At 71.6% G+C, this 16,211-nt stretch carries 21 protein-coding genes; 12 read left to right on the top strand and 9 right to left on the bottom strand.

Features of this window, described 5'->3' with window-relative positions:
* Positions 1 to 441 precede the first annotated feature (441 nt).
* Positions 442 to 1,779 (top strand): D-inositol-3-phosphate glycosyltransferase, encoded by a 1,338-nt coding sequence (mshA, locus tag AB0E88_RS35270; RefSeq protein ID WP_361639162.1) that lies wholly within the window; start codon positions 442 to 444, stop codon positions 1,777 to 1,779.
* Positions 1,772 to 2,290, top strand: a complete 519-nt coding sequence (locus AB0E88_RS35265) for a YbjN domain-containing protein (RefSeq protein WP_361639160.1) — start codon at positions 1,772 to 1,774, stop codon at positions 2,288 to 2,290. Before mshA ends, AB0E88_RS35265 begins: the two co-directional genes overlap by 8 nt.
* Before the next feature lies 1 nt (position 2,291).
* On the opposite strand, the gene AB0E88_RS35260 is transcribed toward AB0E88_RS35265, so the two are convergent.
* The 3 genes from AB0E88_RS35260 to AB0E88_RS35250 form a co-directional block, all read right to left on the bottom strand.
* Entirely contained in the window at positions 2,292 to 2,870 is a 579-nt protein-coding gene (locus AB0E88_RS35260) for a hypothetical protein (RefSeq protein WP_361639158.1), read from the bottom strand.
* Positions 2,871 to 2,932: 62 nt separating this feature from the next.
* The gene (locus tag AB0E88_RS35255) at positions 2,933 to 3,589 is read right to left on the bottom strand and encodes a class I SAM-dependent methyltransferase (protein ID WP_361639155.1); all 657 of its coding nucleotides are present in this window, start codon (positions 3,587 to 3,589) and stop codon (positions 2,933 to 2,935) included.
* Between the two features lie 28 nt (positions 3,590 to 3,617).
* Positions 3,618 to 4,418: an AraC family transcriptional regulator gene (locus AB0E88_RS35250; protein ID WP_361639152.1), complete on the bottom strand. Its 801-nt coding sequence runs from the start codon at positions 4,416 to 4,418 to the stop codon at positions 3,618 to 3,620.
* 50 nt (positions 4,419 to 4,468) lie between these two features.
* On the opposite strand from AB0E88_RS35250, the gene AB0E88_RS35245 reads away from it, so the two are divergent.
* Complete coding sequence (locus AB0E88_RS35245; RefSeq protein ID WP_361639149.1) at positions 4,469 to 4,981, top strand: DUF2000 domain-containing protein; 513 nt, start codon at positions 4,469 to 4,471, stop codon at positions 4,979 to 4,981.
* On the opposite strand, the gene AB0E88_RS35240 is transcribed toward AB0E88_RS35245, so the two are convergent.
* Entirely contained in the window at positions 4,956 to 6,230 is a 1,275-nt protein-coding gene (locus tag AB0E88_RS35240) for an MFS transporter (RefSeq protein WP_361639147.1), read from the bottom strand. The genes AB0E88_RS35245 and AB0E88_RS35240 overlap by 26 nt on opposite strands.
* A gap of 154 nt (positions 6,231 to 6,384) precedes the next feature.
* Between AB0E88_RS35240 and AB0E88_RS35235 the strand changes: the two genes are divergently transcribed.
* Positions 6,385 to 7,146 (top strand): phosphoglyceromutase, encoded by a 762-nt coding sequence (locus AB0E88_RS35235; protein ID WP_361639144.1) that lies wholly within the window; start codon positions 6,385 to 6,387, stop codon positions 7,144 to 7,146.
* Between the two features lie 80 nt (positions 7,147 to 7,226).
* Here AB0E88_RS35235 and AB0E88_RS35230 read toward each other — a convergent pair whose 3' ends face one another.
* Positions 7,227 to 7,523: a ribosomal protein L7/L12 gene (locus AB0E88_RS35230; RefSeq protein WP_361639141.1), complete on the bottom strand. Its 297-nt coding sequence runs from the start codon at positions 7,521 to 7,523 to the stop codon at positions 7,227 to 7,229.
* Positions 7,524 to 7,774: 251 nt separating this feature from the next.
* On the opposite strand from AB0E88_RS35230, the gene AB0E88_RS35225 reads away from it, so the two are divergent.
* The 3 genes from AB0E88_RS35225 to AB0E88_RS35215 all read left to right on the top strand — a co-directional run bounded on the left by AB0E88_RS35225 (position 7,775) and on the right by AB0E88_RS35215 (position 8,712).
* The gene (locus AB0E88_RS35225) at positions 7,775 to 7,996 is read left to right on the top strand and encodes a hypothetical protein (protein WP_361639138.1); all 222 of its coding nucleotides are present in this window, start codon (positions 7,775 to 7,777) and stop codon (positions 7,994 to 7,996) included.
* Positions 7,997 to 8,077: 81 nt separating this feature from the next.
* Positions 8,078 to 8,239 (top strand): hypothetical protein, encoded by a 162-nt coding sequence (locus AB0E88_RS35220; protein WP_361639135.1) that lies wholly within the window; start codon positions 8,078 to 8,080, stop codon positions 8,237 to 8,239.
* Between the two features lie 152 nt (positions 8,240 to 8,391).
* A complete protein-coding gene (locus AB0E88_RS35215) occupies positions 8,392 to 8,712 on the top strand; it encodes a GYD domain-containing protein (RefSeq protein ID WP_361639132.1) in 321 nt (106 codons plus the stop codon).
* Between the two features lie 71 nt (positions 8,713 to 8,783).
* Here the strand turns inward: AB0E88_RS35215 and AB0E88_RS35210 are convergent, their stop codons facing one another.
* From AB0E88_RS35210 to phoU, 3 genes are all read right to left on the bottom strand, one after another.
* Positions 8,784 to 9,032 carry an SCO4226 family nickel-binding protein gene (locus AB0E88_RS35210; protein ID WP_361639129.1) on the bottom strand — a complete coding sequence of 83 codons (249 nt, stop codon included), beginning with the start codon at positions 9,030 to 9,032 and terminating at the stop codon, positions 8,784 to 8,786.
* A gap of 152 nt (positions 9,033 to 9,184) precedes the next feature.
* Positions 9,185 to 9,349 carry a hypothetical protein gene (locus tag AB0E88_RS35205; RefSeq protein ID WP_361639127.1) on the bottom strand — a complete coding sequence of 55 codons (165 nt, stop codon included), beginning with the start codon at positions 9,347 to 9,349 and terminating at the stop codon, positions 9,185 to 9,187.
* 113 nt (positions 9,350 to 9,462) lie between these two features.
* On the bottom strand, positions 9,463 to 10,152 hold the full coding sequence (phoU, locus tag AB0E88_RS35200; protein ID WP_361639124.1) for a phosphate signaling complex protein PhoU: 690 nt from the start codon (positions 10,150 to 10,152) through the stop codon (positions 9,463 to 9,465).
* Positions 10,153 to 10,352: 200 nt separating this feature from the next.
* Between phoU and AB0E88_RS35195 the strand changes: the two genes are divergently transcribed.
* Complete coding sequence (locus AB0E88_RS35195; RefSeq protein WP_361639121.1) at positions 10,353 to 11,651, top strand: ATP-binding protein; 1,299 nt, start codon at positions 10,353 to 10,355, stop codon at positions 11,649 to 11,651.
* Entirely contained in the window at positions 11,648 to 12,328 is a 681-nt protein-coding gene (locus AB0E88_RS35190; RefSeq protein ID WP_030734890.1) for a response regulator transcription factor, read from the top strand. The genes AB0E88_RS35195 and AB0E88_RS35190 overlap by 4 nt, the downstream gene beginning before the upstream one ends.
* A gap of 113 nt (positions 12,329 to 12,441) precedes the next feature.
* Here AB0E88_RS35190 and AB0E88_RS35185 read toward each other — a convergent pair whose 3' ends face one another.
* Positions 12,442 to 13,098, bottom strand: coding sequence for a DUF461 domain-containing protein (locus AB0E88_RS35185; protein WP_361639118.1), 657 nt, complete (start codon positions 13,096 to 13,098; stop codon positions 12,442 to 12,444).
* Positions 13,099 to 13,861: 763 nt separating this feature from the next.
* On the opposite strand from AB0E88_RS35185, the gene AB0E88_RS35180 reads away from it, so the two are divergent.
* The 3 genes from AB0E88_RS35180 (at position 13,862) to ispF (ending at position 15,947) form a co-directional block, all read left to right on the top strand.
* Positions 13,862 to 14,344, top strand: coding sequence for a CarD family transcriptional regulator (locus tag AB0E88_RS35180; protein ID WP_003953493.1), 483 nt, complete (start codon positions 13,862 to 13,864; stop codon positions 14,342 to 14,344).
* A 360-nt stretch (positions 14,345 to 14,704) separates the two neighbouring features.
* Positions 14,705 to 15,457, top strand: coding sequence for a 2-C-methyl-D-erythritol 4-phosphate cytidylyltransferase (gene ispD, locus AB0E88_RS35175; RefSeq protein ID WP_361639117.1), 753 nt, complete (start codon positions 14,705 to 14,707; stop codon positions 15,455 to 15,457).
* Positions 15,447 to 15,947 carry a 2-C-methyl-D-erythritol 2,4-cyclodiphosphate synthase gene (gene ispF, locus AB0E88_RS35170; RefSeq protein WP_361639114.1) on the top strand — a complete coding sequence of 167 codons (501 nt, stop codon included), beginning with the start codon at positions 15,447 to 15,449 and terminating at the stop codon, positions 15,945 to 15,947. Before ispD ends, ispF begins: the two co-directional genes overlap by 11 nt.
* Positions 15,948 to 16,211 lie beyond the last annotated feature (264 nt).

Genomic DNA, 16,211 nt, shown 5'->3' with positions numbered 1-16,211 from the left:
CGGGGTGGGGGGTGTCCGCCCGCAGCGTCCGGCACCGGCACAGGGCGCCGTACCGGGGAACGGCCGGCCGGACCGAGGACGGACACCCCCCGCCCCGGCCCCGACCCACAACGCACCGCAGGCGAGACAGCAACCGACCACGCACCCGCACGGGCCGCCGCAGGCACAAAAGGGGCGCGGGGAACGGCGCGACCAGCCACAACGAACCCGCACAGGCCGCCGCAGGCAGCGGCGACCAGCCACAACGCACCCGCACAGGCCGCCGCAGGCAGCGGCGACCAGCCACAACGCACCCCGCACCCGACCGACAACCAGGCGCCGCAGGCACCCCCAGCCACCCCCCCACACCCCCCAAGCAATTTCCCCCGCCCAGGAATGGGAACCCGCCCCCCGATGTTCCCCCTGTCGGAGAACCGTGCCCGCAGCAAGGAGGATCGCCACGTGAGCCACTACGTCAGCAGGCTCGGGCGTCGCTCCCCGTCCACCCCCGCACGGCTCAGACTGCACCGCAGGCCCCGCCGCGTGGCCATGCTCTCCGTGCACACCTCCCCGCTGCACCAGCCCGGCACGGGCGACGCCGGCGGCATGAACGTCTACATCGTCGAGCTCGCGCAGCGCCTCGCCGCGATCAACATCGAGGTCGAGATCTTCACGAGGGCCACCTCCGGCGGCCTCGACCCCACCGTGCAGCTCGCCCCCGGCGTCCTCGTGCGGCACGTCGACGCCGGCCCCTACGAGGGCCTCGCCAAGGAGGACCTGCCCGCCCAGCTGTGCGCCTTCACGCACGGCGTCATGCAGGCCTGGGCCGGCCACCGCCCCGGCTACTACGACCTCGTCCACTCCCACTACTGGCTCTCCGGCCACGTCGGCTGGCTCGCCGCCCAGCGCTGGGGCGTCCCCCTGGTGCACGCCATGCACACCATGGCCAAGGTCAAGAACGCCAACCTCGCCGACGGCGACACCCCCGAGCCCGCCGCCCGCGTGATCGGCGAGACCCAGATCGTCGCCGCCGCCGACCGGCTCATCGCCAACACCGCCGAGGAGGCCGACGAGCTGGTCCACCACTACGCCGCCGACCCCGGCAAGGTCGCCGTCGTCCACCCCGGCGTCAACCTCGGCCGCTTCCGCCCCGCCGACGGCCGGGCCGCCGCCCGCGCCCGCCTCGGCCTGCCCCAGGACGCCCTGATCCCGCTCTTCGCGGGCCGGATCCAGCCCCTGAAGGCCCCCGACATCCTGTTGCGCGCGGTCGCCGCCCTCCTCGACGAGCGTCCCGAGCTGCGCTCCCGGATCCTGGTGCCCGTCGTCGGCGGCCCCAGCGGCAGCGGACTCGCCAAGCCGGAGGGGCTGCAGAAGCTCGCCGCGCGCCTCGGCGTCGCCGACGTCGTACGGTTCCGTCCGCCCGTCGGCCAGGAGCAGCTCGCCGACTGGTTCCGGGCGGCGTCCGTCCTCGTCGTCCCCTCCTACAGCGAGTCCTTCGGCCTGGTGGCCATAGAGGCACAGGCCACGGGCACCCCGGTGCTCGCCGCGTCCGTCGGCGGCCTGCCGGTGGCGGTACGGGACGGCGAGACCGGCTTCCTGGTGCAGGGGCACGACCCGAAGGCGTACGCGCGCGTGCTGGAACGCTTCGCCGACGACCAGGACCTCACCGCGCGCCTCGGCGGGGCCGCGGCCCGGCACGCCCTGTCCTTCGGCTGGGACACCTCCGCCGCGGCCACCGCCGACGTGTACACGGCCGCCCTGCAGGCCCATCGCCGTCGCGTACGCTCGCACCATGGGTGATGCACACAAGGCGGCTGAGGCACACGACGCGGCGGCGCAGGTCATCGAGGACGCCCTGAAGGACGCCGAGCTGGAGTGGGAGAGTCCGGAACCGGGCCACTTCGTCGTCAAGCTGCCCGGCACCCACAAGCTGTCCACGACGGTCTCGCTGATCGTCGGCCGCCACTCCCTGTCCCTGAACGCCTTCGTCGTCCGCCACCCCGACGAGAACGAGGCCGGCGTCCACCGCTGGCTGCTGGAGCGCAACCTCAAGCTGTACGGCGTCGGTTACGCCGTCGACGGCCACGGCGACGTGTACGTCACCGGGCGGCTGCCGCTGGCCTGCGTGACCCCCGACGAGATCGACCGCCTCCTGGGACAGGTCCTGGAGGCGGCCGACGGGGCGTTCAACACCCTGCTGGAGCTGGGTTTCGCCTCGGCGATCCGCAAGGAGTACGCCTGGCGGGTCTCCCGCGGGGAGTCGACCCGCAACCTGGAGGCGTTCGCCCACCTCACGCAGCGGCCGGAGTGACCTACCTGCTCTTCTCGGGCTTGGGCTTCGGCTTGTCGAGCTCGTCGGCGAGCGCGCGCAGCGCGTCGGCCAGGTCCTTCTTCGTCGGCAACTGATCGACCTTGTGGTTCAGTTCGTCGATCTTGCGGTTCAGCTCGTCCAGGTCGACGGGGGCGGACGGGTCCGGGCTGGGCGGGGTGGTGTCCGGCGGGGTCGTCGGGTCGGGCGGTGTCGTCGGGCTCGGGTCGCCGTCCCCGCCGCCGACGCTCACCCCGCCGCTGCCACTGGTCCCACCGGAATCGACGCCGCCGTCGGACCCACCGCCGTCGACGCCGCCGGACCCGCTCACTGAACCTTCGTCGCCCCCGCCGGAGGTGACGCCGACGGACCCGCCGCTGTCACCCCCGGAGGTGTCGGCGGGAGTGCTGTACGACGCGGTGGGCGGGGTCGAGCCGCCGTCGCCGTCGGCCGCGAGGGCGGCGCCCACGGCGAGCGTGACCAGGGCCGCCGCCCCCGCGACGGCGGTCGTGACCCGACGGGCGCGCAGGGAGCGGGGCGTGGAGGGTGTGGTGGATGTGCGGGTGTCCTGTGTGTCGTCCATGGCCGGAACGCTATCCGAACACACGTCCGGACGGGGTGCTTCCGCCTCTTCTCGTCGACCCGTCAACTCCCGCCACTGGGAAAGAGGTTGCCGTGCAGGACGTGGTAGCCGACGAAGGTGAACATTCGCTGCCCCGGCGGTAACACCCCGGGCTCGCCGGCGAAGCGGTGCTCACCGACGCCGTACGGGATCTCCGGGCCCGAGACCCAGACCGGCTCGAAGCCCCGCTTCTCCAGCCAGCTGCACACATGCGTGTCGTGGTGCCGGGTCCGCGTCCACACCACCGTGCCGCCCTCGCGGCAGAGCTGCGTGCAGTGGTCGAGGGTGCGCTCGATGTCGGTGTCGGTGAGATTGCCGAGCACCCCGCACAGCAGGACCAGGTCGGCCGGCGCGTAGGCGGTGTAGTGGTCGGTGAGCGCGGCGTCCCCGCACACCACGTCGACCCCGTCCAGACCGGCGGCCGCGGCCGCCGCACGCGCGAAGAGCGCGTTGCGTTCGTCCAGTTCCACCAGCCGCGCCCGCACGTCGTCGCGCCGGGGGTGCCGGGCCAGTACGCCGATCAGGTCCCGCCCCTGCCCGGCGCACAGGCTGACCGCCGTGAGCGGACCCGGCGGCGCGGTGTCCAGCGCGTGCCGGACCCGCTCCTGGACGAGGGCGAGACGGCGGCCGAGATAGGAGTCGGGAACGTCGTACGCGTCGTGCCACGCATGCCAGTCCATGAGCGCAGACTACGGAAGGGTGCGGCTTTCAACCATGGCGCAAAATGGCGTATTTACCCGGCGTCACTCCCACCAACTTCCGGAAATGACGGGTGAGATGGGCCTGGTCGTAGAACCCGGTGGTGGCCGCGACCGCGCTCGCCGGCTGCCCCTCCAGCAGCAGCCGCCGGGCCCGCTCCACCCGCCGCGACGTCAGGTACTGGTGCGGCGCGATGCCGTAGGCCCGGCTGAACGCCCGCACCAGGTGCGCGGGATGGGCCTGCACCACACGTGCCGCCTCCTCCAGGGTGATGCCCTCGGGCACGCGCGCGTCGAGCAGTTCGCGCAGCCTGCGGGCGAGCACCGGATCGGGGCGACGCGCCTCGGTCGCGAGGCGGGGCCGCAGATGGGTGCGCAGCCGCTCGGCGACGAGGGTCAGCCGGCTCTCCGCCTCCAGTTCCTCGCCGGGCCGGGCGAGCGCCGCGTGCACCTGTCCCACTCGCCGCCGCAGCAGCGGATCACGCAGGTCGGGCGAGTCCGCGGCGGCCCCGATCAGGTCCTCGCCGAGCCGCGAGGAGTCGAGGTAGAGGACCCGTTTGCGGAAGCCGTCCGCGGTGGCGGGGGCCCCGTTGTGCGCGACGTGCGGCGGCAGCAGGGACACCGTGTCGCGCAGGGTGCCGTGCTCGTGCCGCTCGATGTCGTAGCGCACGGCGCCGTCGTCGACGATGAGCAGCGTCCACGCGGCGTGGACGTGCATCGGGTAGGCGTACTCGGTGAAGTGGGCGTGGAAGACCTCGACGACCCCGGGAACGCGGGGCCGCCACGCGGACACCTCACGCTGCGCGGCCATGCAAAGAACGTACAAGACCGGGCCGTACGGCGTCGGCGAGTCTCATGCCCATGAACGACGCCGATCCGATCCCCTCCGACATCCACTCCGACACCCGCGCCGACATCCACTCCGACACCCGCGCCGGCATCCACTCCGCCATCCGCTCCGATGTCCGCTTCGACACCAAGATCGCCGTGCTGCTGCGCGAGGACCTGGAGACCTGGCAGCGCCTGAACGTCACCGCCTTCCTCGTCAGCGGCCTCGGCACACAGTTCCCCGAGGTGATCGGGGAGCCGTACGAGGACGCCGACGGGACGGGCTACCTGCCGATGTTCCGCCAGCCGGTGCTGGTCTTCGCGGGCACGAAGGAGACGCTGACGGCGGCCCACGCGCGCGTGCTCTCCCGTGCGCTGCCCCGGGCCGTCTTCACGGCGGACCTGTTCACCACCGGCAACGACCGCGACAACCGGGCGGCGGTGCGGGCGGTGCCGGCGGCCGACCTGGACCTGGTGGGGCTGGCGGTGTACGGGCCGCGCAACGCGGTGGACAAGGTGCTCAAGGGCGCGCGGATGCATCCGTGACGCCGGCCTCGACGACGGGCGCCGGCACGGGCTCCGGCTCCTCCCGGGGCAGGCGCCGCATCAGCACGGCGTACCCGGCGCCCGCCACCGTCCCGACGACCGCGGTGAGCCCCCACAGCCACTGCGCCCCGTACCGGTCGATGACCGCACCCGACATCAGCGGCGCGACCAGGGCGGCCACGGACCACGACAGGGTGTACATGCCCTGGTAGCGCCCGCGCCCGTGCACCGGCGACAGCGCCACGACGAGACCGGTCTGCGTCGGCGCGTTGACGATCTCGGCGAGGGTCCACACGCAGACCGTGAGCGCGAAGACGCCGACCGACCCGGCGAAGGCGGTGAGCCCGAAGCCGTACCCGGCGAGCAGGGACGAGACGACGAGCAGCCGCCGCGGGTCGCGGTGCTCGATGAACCGGGTGACGGGGATCTGGAGGACGACGATGAGGATGCCGTTGACGGCGATGGCGAGCCCGTAGTCGGCGGGCGTGAAGCCGGCCGTGCCCATGGCGACGGGCAGTCCCACCGAGCCCTGCTGGAAGATCAGCGCGACGAGGAAGGACAGGCCGACGACCCCCATGAACCGCCCGTCGCGCAGGACGGTGCCGAGACCGACGTCCGGGGCCTTCGGCCCGTCGGCGCTCTGGACGGGCCGCGACTCGGGCAGCTTTAGGAAGACGACGATCGCGCACACCAGCGTCATCCCGGCCTCGATGAGGAAGCCGGCCCGGTAGCTGACCTCGGCGATGAAGCCGGCGGCCATGGAGGAGACGGCGAAGCCGAGGTTGATCGCCCAGTAGTTCAGGGAGAACGCCCGCACCCGGTCCTCGGGCCGCACGATGTCGGCCATCATCGCCTGCACCGCGGGCCGGGAGGCGTTGGAGGCCATCCCGACGAGGAAGGCGACGGCGGCGATGGCGACCGGGTCGGTCATGAAGCCGAGCAGGGCGACGGAGGCGGCCGTGGCGGTCTGCGCGAGGAGCAGGGTGGGCCGCCGCCCGAGCCGGTCGGCCATGACCCCGCCCGCGAGTGAGGAGACGACGCCGCCCAGCCCGTGCAGGGAGGCGACGAGGCCCGCGTAGGAGGCGGAGTAGCCGCGGTCGAGGGTGAGGTAGAGGGCCATGAAGGTGGCCACGAAGGCGCCGAGCCGGTTGACGAGGGTGCTGGTCCACAGCCACCAGAAGGCGCGGGGCAGCCCGGCGACGGACTCCCGGGCGGCACGTCTGAGGTCGGACAGTGCGGCGGACGGCATGGCGGATCCCCCCGTGGGATGTAAGCGGCGCAACAGGTATCCGCAACTTACAAAGTCGAGGCCGGGGAAACCACTCGATTAACAAACCCCGTCAACCGTCCGCGCTGCGAGCGCCCACGGCACCGGCCCGGAGCCTTCGATTACGCTCATCCTTATGGCCGACGCACCGTACAAGCTGATCCTCCTCCGCCACGGCGAGAGCGAGTGGAACGAGAAGAACCTGTTCACCGGCTGGGTGGACGTCAACCTGACCGCGAAGGGCGAGAAGGAGGCGACGCGCGGCGGCGAGCTGCTCAAGGACGCCGGCCTGCTCCCCGACGTCGTCCACACCTCCCTCCAGAAGCGCGCCATCCGCACCGCCCAGCTCGCCCTGGAGTCCGCGGACCGCCACTGGATCCCGGTCCACCGCTCCTGGCGCCTGAACGAGCGCCACTACGGCGCCCTGCAGGGCAAGGACAAGGCGCAGACCCTCGCCGAGTTCGGCGAGGAGCAGTTCATGCTGTGGCGCCGCTCCTACGACACCCCGCCGCCGCCGCTGTCGGAGGACTCGGAGTTCTCCCAGGCGCACGACGCCCGCTACGCGACGATCCCGCCGGAGCTGCGCCCGGACACGGAGTGCCTCAAGGACGTCGTCATCCGGATGCTCCCGTACTGGTACGACGCGATCGTCCCCGACCTCCTGACCGGCCGCACGGTCCTGGTCGCCGCCCACGGCAACTCCCTGCGCGCCCTGGTCAAGCACCTGGACGGCATCTCGGACGCCGACATCGCCGGCCTGAACATCCCGACGGGCATCCCCCTCTACTACGAGCTCGACGCCGACTTCCACCCGGTCACCCCGGGCGGCAAGTACCTCGACCCCGAGGCAGCCGCAGCGGCAATCGAGGCCGTGAAGAACCAGGGCAAGAAGAAGTAAGCGCCCACGAACAGGCCCCCTACCTGCGGTTTCTCCGCCGGGAGGGGGCTTTTCTCTTGCCCTGGGCCGTCTCTGGGCCGTCAGGGCGATGGGGCCGTGCGCTCTCCGGGCTCCGGCTCCTGTCTCCACTCCGCTCTGGCTCCGGCACTTTGGAGCGAAGCGACAGCGGACTGGGCCCTGTACGCAGACAGACACCCAAGGAGGGTGACGGGCGCTCGGCGCGCCAGGACCCGGCTGTGCCACAAGCTCAGCCCGGTCACCTTGCGCACGGCTCGGGTCACATCCATCTCGCGGGGCCCGCAGTCGAGGAGCACCACCTCGTGGGACGGGTCGTCGCAGAGCAGCGTGTAGTACTCGGTGGATTCTTCGTCGGACATCTCGCTCCCCTGCCTCGGCGAACGGGAGCGTACGCGCCCTCGAAAACGCCGGCCACGGCTTTTCGGGTGCCCTACCGGCCGGACGGCAGTGCGTCCTGGTGCGCATGCACGGCAGATCGGGTCGGTCGGGGTACGAGTTTCGGCTGCGTGTGGTTGCGAAGCAGCAGGTCAGCGGGGTGGGAGAGTGCGGTGGGGGCGGGATTGTGCCGGTGGCCACAGCGGAGGGCCTGTGCGTGGGCTCATACTGAACCATGACGAAGCCTGCTGCACCCAAGCGTCACCTGCCGACCAGTCCTTTCAAAGCGCCGGTCGCGCCGGCACCCAAGTACTTCGACCTGGGCGACCAGGTCACCCACGACGTGTACGGCCTCGGCCGGGTGGTCGGCATCGAGGACGGGATCGCGGCGCTCGTGGATTTCGGCACGGCGCAGATGCGGATCTTGAGCCCGTACGCCAAGATGACCAAGTTGTAGGACCGCTGTGCCCGGTCACGGCACACCAGGCTCCCTGAGGGACCTGTGACGAAAGAGAGTCCTCCCATCGAAGTGACACAGATGTTCTCCGCCCCGGACGGGCACACCCAGTCCTCCGGCGCGGCATCGCCGCCCCCCGTGACGAACCCCTTCCAGGCCCCGGACTTCGGGGAGGACGACACCTTCGCGTTCGACGACGCACCGGAGACCGTCCCGGAACCCGGGCGGCGCGGGCGCGGCTGACCGCGGCGCCGTCCACTGCGCGTCGTCGCCGGACCCGGCGGCTGCCGCGCACGGCGCCAACGAGTGAATCCGGGCGCGCCGGGTGTGGGGGCGGAGGCCCGCGCGGGAAGGTCCTTGAGGTATCGGATCAGCCACGGGCCGGGAGCGTCCCCATGCCGAAGTTCCTCATCCAGGCCAGTTACACGCCCGAGGGCACGAAGGGGCTCCTCAGAGAAGGGGGGAGCGGCCGTCGTGCCGCGGTCGACCGGGTCGTCGCCGAACTGGGCGGGACGGTCGAGCTCTTGTACTTCGCCTTCGGGGAGGACGACCTCGTGTGCGTCATCGACCTCCCCGACCCGGTCTCCATGGCCGCCATCAGCCTCGCCGTCAAGGCCAGCGGGGCGCTGACGACCCGTGCCACTCCGCTCCTCACGGTCGAGGAGATCGACCAGGCGAGCCGCCGGCAGGTCGCCTTCCGCGCCCCAGGGGCGTAGGAAGCCACGCGCCTGAGGCCACCGGAAGGCACCATGACAGCGGTGCGGCCGGGACCGCGTGCGGTACCGGCTCAGACCGACAGCGGCACCTCGTGCACCTCGTCCGCCTTGTGACCTGCGCGTTCGTGGACCCGCTGGACCGCTTCGGCCGACGGGGCCTCCGAGAGGCAGTAGACCTCACCGGACTTCGGGTCCGCCCACGCCTTCTTGAAGTGGACGTTCTCCTCCCCTTCGATGGCGAGGTCGGCCTGGTGCGCCTCCATCAGCTGGTCCGCCGTGATGCCCGTCATGCCGTGGTGGATGTCCATGAACTCCGGCATGGTCCGCACCTCCTTCTGCCGCGGGTGCGTTTTCTCCCCCTCATGCTCCGCCCGCGCCCCCGGCGGCGCACGCCGAAGGTCCCGGCCGCGCACGCCGAAGGCCCCGGCGGCGCCGGATCGGCGGCCGGGGTCCTCGGTGGCGCGTCAGTGGGTCAGCCGCACTGGCACGGGTTGCCCGACTGGCAGCCGCACCCGCAGCCCGAGCCGCAGCCGCAGGCAGCGATCAGGGTCAGGTTCCTGATCTGCGCGGGCTGCTCGGTCGGGCGGTCCTGAGCGGGCTCGGACGTCGTACCGGGCGTGCTGGGGGAATCGGCCATGGTTCCTCCTCGACGAGGCTCGTGCCTGTGCCCATTGCATGCCCGGTCCGTCGGGCGCATCAACGGCGCATACGAGCGCGCGCGGTTCGCTGCGCGCCCCCGCGAGCACCGCCTCAGGCGCTCTCCGCCCCCGGCACCGACTGGATGTCCGCCTGCAGCTCGTCCGCGTGCTCGCCCGTGACCAGGTACACCACCCGCTTGGCGACGGCGACCGCGTGGTCGGCGTAGCGCTCGTAGTAGCGGCCCAGCAGGGTGACGTCGACGGCCGTCTCGATGCCGTGCTTCCAGCGGTCGTCGATCAGGTGCTGGAAGAGCGTGCGGTGCAGCAGGTCCATCGCGTCGTCGTCCTGCTCCAGCTGGAGCGCCAGGTCGACGTCCTTGGTGATGATCACCTCGGCCGCCTTCGCCATCAGGCGCTGCGCGAGCTGGCCCATCTCCAGGATCGTGGCGTGGATGTCCTGCGGCACCGCGCGCGCCGGGAAACGCAGCCGGGCGAGCTTGGCCACGTGCTGGGCCAGGTCGCCGGAGCGCTCCAGGTCGGCGCTCATGCGCAGCGAGGTGACCACGATCCGCAGATCCGTGGCCACCGGCTGCTGCCGCGCGAGCAGCGCTATGGCTCGCGCCTCCAGGTCGTGCTGCAGTTCGTCGACCTTCTGGTCGGCCTCGATGACGCTCTCGGCCAGCTTCAGATCGGCGTCCAGGATGGCGGTCGTGGCGCGCCCGATCGCCGACCCGACCAGCCGGGCCATCTCCACCAGACCGTCGCCGATCGAGTCCAGTTCCTCGTGGTACGCGTCCCGCATCAGGTTCCCTCTCGTGCGTGTCGTCCGGGGTTCCGGGCAGGGCTCCCGACCCCACGCTCCCACGTTCCGGCCCTTGTGCGTCCGGTTCCGCGACCCCAAATGAACCAATCCTGGCCCCAAGGTGAACTCTGGGCGACGAGTGTTCGAGCTGACACCCGGACGGCTGTGGGCATGTCGGATCCCATGCCTAACCTGGTGGCATGGACGTGAACGCGGCGGTCGCCGCAGCGGCTGCGATCGCCGGGGTGCTCACCGGTGTGATCGCCATGCTGGCGTTCCGCTGGAGCGAGCGGGAGCAGAAGCGCCCCACTCGTACCTCTCTGCACACCGAGGCCGTGCTCCCGCCCGGCGTCGACACCGTCCTGTCCGTACTCCGCTCCTCCGCCGTCGTCCTCGACGAGGCGGACGCCGTGGTCAAGGCCAGCTCCGCCGCGTACGCCCTCGGGCTGGTGCGCGGCGGCCGGCTCTCCGTGGAGCCGATGCTCCAGATGGCCCGCGACACCCGCAGGGACGGGGAGATACGACAGGTCGAGCTCGACCTGCCCAGGAGGGGCACCGGACGCGGGGAGGCGCTCGCCGTCTCCGCTCGGGTCGCCCCGCTCGGGTCGCGCCTGGTGCTGCTGCTCGTCGAGGACCTCACCGAGGCCCGGCGCATCGAGGCGGTCCGGCGGGACTTCGTGGCGAACGTGAGCCATGAGCTGAAGACGCCGGTCGGCGCGCTCTCCCTGCTGTCCGAGGCCGTCATGGACGCCTCCGACGACCCGGAGGCCGTGCAGCGGTTCGCCGGGCGCATGCAGATCGAGGCGACCCGGCTGACCAACCTGGTCCAGGAACTCATCGACCTCTCCCGGGTGCAGAACGACGACCCGCTGGAGGACGCCGAACCGGTGCGGGTCGACGAACTCGTCGCCGAGGCCATCGACCGCTGCCGCCACCAGGCGGGCACCAAGCAGATCACCATGGCGGCGGGCGGTACGGCGGACCTGGCCGTCTGGGGCAACCGCGGGCAGCTCGCCGCCGCCCTCGGCAACCTCGTCGAGAACGCCGTCAACTACTCCCCGGCCCGCACCCGCGTGGGCATCGCCGCCCGGCGGCTCACCGCACCCGGCGGTGACATGATCGAGATCGCCGTGACCGACCAGGGCATCGGCATCTCCGACAAGGACAAGGAGCGCATCTTCGAGCGCTTCTACCGCGTCGACCCGGCCCGCTCCCGTGCCACCGGAGGCACCGGCCTGGGCCTGGCCATCGTCAAACACGTGGCCGCCTCGCACGGCGGGGAGGTCACGGTGTGGAGCGCCGAGGGACAGGGCTCCACCTTCACCCTGCGACTGCCGGAGGCTGGTGCGGGCCGGGACCGCGCCCACCAGCACCCCGACCTCGAAGGCGAGGACGCCCCCGACGGGGCCGGCCGGTCCACCGAGCCCTCGCGCGGCTCGTCCCACACCCCCGACTCATCCGCGTACGAAACGCTTTCCGCCCCGGAGGTCCTTCCGTGACCCGTGTGCTCGTCGTCGAGGACGAGGAGTCCTTCTCCGACGCCCTGTCGTACATGCTCCGCAAGGAGGGCTTCGAGGTGGCCGTGGCGGCCACCGGCCCCGACGGACTCGACGAGTTCGAGCGCAACGGCGCCGACCTCGTGCTCCTCGACCTGATGCTGCCGGGTCTGCCCGGTACGGAGGTGTGCCGGCAGCTGCGCGGCCGCTCCAACGTCCCGGTGATCATGGTGACCGCCAAGGACAGCGAGATCGACAAGGTCGTCGGCCTGGAAATAGGGGCCGACGACTACGTGACCAAGCCCTTCTCCTCGCGGGAGCTGGTCGCCCGCATCCGGGCGGTGCTGCGCCGTCGCGGCGAGCCGGAGGAGGTCGCGCCGGCCGCGCTGGAGGCCGGACCGGTCCGCATGGACGTCGACCGGCACGTGGTCACCGTCGGCGGCTCCAAGGTCGACCTGCCGCTGAAGGAGTTCGACCTGCTGGAGATGCTGCTGCGCAACGCGGGCCGCGTGCTGACCCGTATGCAGCTCATCGACCGGGTCTGGGGCGCCGACTACGTGGGCGACACCAAGACCCTCGACGTCCACGTCAAGCGGCTGCGCGCCAAGATCGAGCCGGACCCGGGCGCGCCGCGCTACCTGGTGACGGTGCGGGGCCTCGGCTACAAGTTCGAGCCGTAAACCGCGGTCGCCGGATCTCCGTCCACGGCGAAGGGCGGCACCCCGTGCGGGGTGCCGCCCTTCGGCGCGCTAGCGACTCTGCCGGTACGCCGGTACGCCGGTACGGCGACGGCTCAGTGGCCGGCCGACGGCGAGGTGCTCGCGGACGCCTGGTCGGAGGGGGTGCCGGAGGGCGTCTGGGACGCCTTCGGCGAGGTGGAACCCGACGGGGAGCCGGACGGCTTCTGCGAGGGGCTCTGCGCCGGAGCGCTCGGGACCTCGCTCGGGCCCCACTCGGAGAAGTAGCTCTTGGCCGGCACGATGTAGCCGCTCAGAGTGACGTCCCCGGCCTTGCTGAACGTGAAGGTGATGTTCTGGACGCTGCCGTCCTGCGTCGCCTCCCGGCTGCCGTGCAGGGTGGCCGCGGCGTTGCCCTTGCCGCCGATGACGACGGACCCGCCGGCGGGGACGATCACCTTGCCGTTGCCCGTGGCGGGCTTGAGGTCGGCCGGCTGGGCGACGCCCTCGACCTTGATGGTCTCCAGGGTCTCGGCGGTCGTGCCCGAGTTGTACAGGGTGGCGGAGACAGCGGCCGGTCCCGTGGACTCGCGGTCGGGCTGGGTGATGACGAGCGCGTTCTGGATCTTGATGTTCCCGACGCTCGTGGCGGCGTTGTCGGGCTTGATCTGCAGGGTCTGGGCGTTGTTCCCGGAGCCGCAGGCGGCCAGCGAGGCGATCGAGAGGGCGGTGACGGAGGCGGCGAGGGCGCCGCGTCGAAGGCTGCTGCTCACGGCGGCGGCAACTCCTTGAACGCAGGGGCAGCTTTCCTTGTAAAGCCGCCCTAAGGGTCAGTCAGCGCGCTTAGGTTATCGAGCCGTTCCCGCGCCGCCGCACCCGACCCTCCCCGGAGCCGCCGGATCGCTCGGCAGGCGGTACGGGGAGGACCCCGTCACGGCCCCCTCCCTCACAGGTCGCCCTGAGTCACTTCTGACTCACCAGTCACATGGATCACTGGCTTCGTACGCCATTCACATAAGTCGCCGCAGGTCTTCGCGATGCCGTAGGCGAATATTCCGTGAAGAATGCACGGCCGTCGCCGAAATTGATCACGCCGGGAAGAGCCGGTGCCCTTCCGGCGGCCTTCCCGCTTCCTTCCCCTCTCCCTTCGCCCCTGCCTTCCCGCTCCCTTCCCGCGCCCTTCCTGCTTCCTTCCGGATCGCTTCCCGGTGCCTTCCGGGTGTGCCGTGATCAATTCCGGATTCGGCGCGTAAGCGCCTCCGGTGGGCCGAACGGAGTAGCGCAAGTCGCACACACGGAACCAGACATTTGGGGATGTTCGACCCCGTGGAGGAGCCTCCCGGAGGTTGTGACGGGCGCGTTTCGTGTGCCCCGGGAAGCGGCTCCCACCTGCGAATACCTGCCTCCGCTCGCCCGTCGCAGCACGTTCCCGTCGCTGTTGTCAAGCCCCGAGATATGCCCTGACCTGCGAAAACGCCATTCAGAAGACGCCGTATCCGTGTTACCCTGGATAGCCACGGAAGGGGTACCTGTCACATGACGTTCAAGGTTGGCGACACCGTGGTCTATCCCCATCACGGGGCCGCGCTGATCGAGGCTATCGAAACTCGCCAGATCAAAGGCGTGGACAAGACCTACTTGGTGCTGAAGGTCGCCCAGGGTGACCTGACGGTACGTGTGCCAGCGGACAATGCGGAGTTCGTCGGCGTGCGTGATGTGGTCGGTCAGGACGGGCTGGACCGGGTCTTCGAGGTGCTGCGCGCTCCGTACGCCGAGGAGCCCACGAACTGGTCCCGTCGTTACAAGGCAAATCTGGAGAAGCTCGCCTCCGGCGATGTCATCAAGGTCGCGGAAGTCGTGCGTGACCTGTGGCGTCGTGAGCGCGAGCGTGGACTCTCCGCAGGTGAGAAGCGCATGCTCGCCAAGGCGCGGCAGATCCTGGTGAGCGAGCTCGCCCTCGCGGAGAACACGAACGAGGACAAGGCCGAGGCCCTCCTCGACGAGGTTCTCGCGTCCTGACGCGGCCCCGTCCGCCTCAGTTCAGCACGGTGTGAAATGCCGCGGTGCCCGATGACCTGACTGTGTCGCCGGGCGCTGCGGCATGTTCGTTTCCGTCGCCGCGTACGCCCGTCGCTGCGTACGCTACGTCTCGTACGTTCCATATCCGCGCACGTGACGTCGCTGCGGTCCTGCTGTCGTCCTGCCGAGCTGTCGTACTCGAGCCGTCGTCCTGTCCGGGGGAAAACCCCCGATACCGATGTGCCGGGGTCGGCCCGCCGGCTCGACCAGGGTCACGGAAGGGTCCGGTCAGAGCGTCGCGCGCCCGGCACGGTGAGGCCATACCCACCGGGGCCGAGCACACAAACCTGACAGGAACCGATGTCTGACGTTTCGCGTCCCTCAGCCCCCGAGCCGCGTACGGCCGTGGTGATCCCGGCCGCAGGTCGCGGCGTACGCCTGGGGCCCGGCGCCCCCAAAGCGCTGCGCGCGCTGAGCGGCACGCCGATGCTGGTGCACGCGGTGCGCGCCATGGCGGCGTCGCGGTCCGTCTCCCTCGTCGTGGTCGTGGCCCCGCCGGACGGCGCCGGCGAGGTCAAGAGCCTGCTCGACGCGCACGCGCTCCCCGACCGGACGGACTTCCTCGTGGTGCCGGGCGGGGAGACGCGGCAGGAGTCCGTGAAGCTCGGGCTGGACGCACTGCCCGGTGAGTACGACATCGTGCTGGTCCACGACGCGGCGCGGCCGCTGGTGCCCGTCGACACGGTGGACGCGGTGATCGAGGCGGTCCGCGGGGGTGCGGTGGCCGTGGTTCCCGCGGTGCCGCTCGCGGACACCGTGAAGGAAGTGGAGCCGGCGGCGGTGGAGGGCGAGCCCGAGCCGGTGCTGGCCACGCCGTCGCGGGCGCGGCTGCGGGCCGTGCAGACACCGCAGGGGTTCGACCGGGCGACGCTGGTGCGGGCACACGAGAGCGTGACCGGTGAGGTGACCGACGACGCGAGCATGGTCGAGCAGCTCGGGGAGCGGGTGGTGGTCGTGCCGGGGCACGAGGAGGCGTTCAAGGTGACGCGGCCGCTGGACCTGGTGCTGGCGGAGGCGGTTCTCGCGCGGCGGAGGCTGAACGATGGGTTCTGAGGGGACCGTGCCCGTGCTTCCGCGGGTCGGGATCGGTACCGACATCCACGCCTTCGAGGAAGGGCGTGAGCTGTGGTGCGCGGGATTGAAGTGGGAAGGGGAGGGGCCCGGGCTCGCCGGGCACTCCGACGCGGACGTCGTCGCCCACGCGGCGTGCAACGCGTTGTTCTCCGCGGCGGGGCTCGGGGACCTCGGTCAGCACTTCGGGACCGGGCGGCCGGAGTGGGCGGGGGCGTCGGGGGTGACGCTGCTGGCGGAGGCCGCCCGGATCGTACGCGAGGCGGGGTTCGTCATCGGGAACGTCGCGGTGCAGGTGATCGGGGCGCGGCCGAAGATCGGCAAGCGGCGCGGTGAGGCGGAGGAGCTGCTGTCGTCGGTGGTGGGGGCGGAGGTGTCGGTGTCCGGGGCGACGACGGACGGGCTGGGGTTTCCCGGGCGGGGCGAGGGGCTCATGGCCGTGGCCACGGCGCTGGTGGTCCGGGGCGCGTAGGTCGCCGGTGCCTGCGGCGCTGGGTGCGTTGTCGTCTGCGGGTGCGTTGTGGCTGGTCGCCGTTGCCTGCGGCGCCTGTGCGGGTGCGTGGGGGCTGGTCGCGCCGTTCCCCGCGCCCCTTTGGTGCCTGCGGCGGCCCGTTGCGGTGCGTGGTGGGCTGGTGTCGCGCCAACGGTGCGTGGTGGGTCGGGGCCGGGGTGGGGGGGGTGTCCGTCCTCGGTCCGGCCGCCCGTCACTCGATACGGCGCCCTGTGCCGGTGCCGG

Source organism: Streptomyces sp. NPDC028635, from assembly GCF_040637635.1.
In the GTDB taxonomy this organism is placed as follows: Bacteria; Actinomycetota; Actinomycetes; order Streptomycetales; family Streptomycetaceae; genus Streptomyces.
This window is presented reverse-complemented; position numbering and strand designations above follow the sequence as displayed.